1 protein-coding gene is annotated in these 1,996 nt (G+C 69.9%); it reads left to right on the plus strand.

Features of this window, described 5'->3' with window-relative positions; translation table 11 throughout:
* On the plus strand, positions 1-1,996 hold a 1,996-nt coding region (locus tag LXT21_RS44660; RefSeq protein WP_254044381.1), incomplete at both ends, for a condensation domain-containing protein.

A 1,996-nucleotide genomic window follows, 5' to 3' on the forward strand; every position in this document is an offset into this window, starting at 1 on the left:
GGTGAGGCGTGGGAGCCGGAGGCGCTGAAGGAGGCGCTGGGGCGCAAGCTGCCGGAGCACATGGTGCCGCCGGCGCTGGTGCGGCTGGAGGCGCTGCCGCTGACGCCGAGTGGGAAGGTGGCGAGGGGGAAGCTGCCGGCGCCGGACCTGGCGAGCCTGAGGGGCGTGGCGCCGTTCGTGGCGCCGAGGGACACGCTGGAGGCGCAGCTGGCGGAGGCCTTCGCGTCGGTGCTGAAGCTGCCGAGGGTCAGCGTCACCGACAGCTTCTTCAGCCTCGGTGGTCACTCGTTGCTGGCCACGCAGGCGATGGCGCGCATCCGTCATCACCTGCGCAGGGAACTCCCATTGCGCATGCTCTTCGAGGCGCCGTCCGTGGCCGCGCTGGCCCGGCGCATCGAGGCCGAGGTGCCTCCGTTGGAGGACCGCGCACCGACGCCGATGCGGGCGCGGACGAGAGTCCGAAACGAGAACGAGCAGGGCGACACGGAGGAAGAGATGCTCTCTTTTGCCCAGCAGCGACTGTGGTTCCTGGACCAGTACAGGCCCGGCAGTCCCCTCTACAACATCCCCGCGGCGCTGCGACTCAAGGGCGCGCTGGATGTGCCCGCGCTGGAGCAGGCCTTCACGGAGCTGGTGCGGCGTCACCAGTCGCTGCGCACCGTGTTCCAGTCGCGCGAGGGCAGGCCCATGCAGGTCATCTCCCGGAGTTCGCCCGCGCGAATCCTGCTCTCGGTGCAGGACCTGGCTCCGCTCTCCGAATCCGAGCGAGAGGCCGAAGCACACCGCCGGGCGTGGGCCGAGGCCCGTCGCCCCTTCGACCTGACGCGGGGGCCGTTGCTGCGCACGGCGCTGCTCCGGTTGGGTGCGCGTGAGCATCTGCTCCTCGTGACGATGCATCACATCATCGCGGACGCGTGGTCCATCGCCGTGCTCATTCGCGAAGTGGTCACGCTCTACGAGGCCTTCAGCGAAGGCCGGCGGTCTCCGCTGGCGGAGCTGGGGCTCCAGTACGCGGACTACGCGGTCCAACAGCGCGAGTGGCTCCAGGGCGACGTGCTGGAGCGACAGCTGACGTGGTGGCGCAAGCAGCTCGACGGTGTCCCCGCCGTGTTGGAGCTGCCGACGGACCGACCTCGCCCCGTGGAGGCGCGCAACCCGGGCGCGGTGCTCAAGGTGGACCTCTCGCGCGAGCTCACCCGCTCCCTCGTCAGCTTGTGCCAACGCGAGGGCGCGACGCTGTTCATGGGGCTGCTGGCGGGGCTGCAGGCGTTGCTGTCCCGCTACTCGAGGCAGGACGACATCTGCGTGGGGGCTCCCATCGCCGGGCGCCAGCAGATGGAGACCGAGGGGTTGATCGGCTTCTTCGTGAACACGCTGGTGCTGCGCACGAAGCTGGATGGAGACCCGACGTTCCGCGAGCTGCTGGGACGGGTGAGGGAGACGACGCTGGGGGCGTACTCGCACCAGGACGTGCCCTTCGAGAAGCTGGTCGAGGTGCTCCAGCCGGAGCGACAGCCGGGACACACGCCGTTCTTCCAGGTGGCGATGGTGTTGCTCAACACCCCGCCCATGGAGCTGTCCACGCCGGGGCTCTCCTTCGAGGCGATGGATGTCGACAGCGGCACGTCCAAGTTCGACTTCACGCTGATGCTCCGCGAGACGCCCACGGGGCTGACGGGCACGCTGGAGTACCGCACGGACTTGTACGAGCCCGCGTCGGCCGAGCGCCTCGTCTCACACCTGGAGCGACTGCTCGAGGGCGCTGTCGCCAATCCGCTCCACCGTGTCTCCGAGCTTCCGCTGGTGTCCGACGCGGATCGCCGCCTGGTGCTGGAGGACTGGAACGCTTCGAGCACGGGGCCTCGCTGGGAGGTCTGCGCGCACGAGCTGGTGGAGGCGCAGGCGAGGAGGACGCCGGAGGCGGAGGCGGTGGTGTGGGGAGGGGAGTCGCTGACGTACGGGGAGCTGGAGCGACGGGCGAATCAGCTGGCGTGGC

This window comes from Myxococcus guangdongensis, from assembly GCF_024198255.1.
GTDB classification, from domain to species: domain Bacteria; phylum Myxococcota; class Myxococcia; order Myxococcales; family Myxococcaceae; genus Myxococcus; species Myxococcus guangdongensis.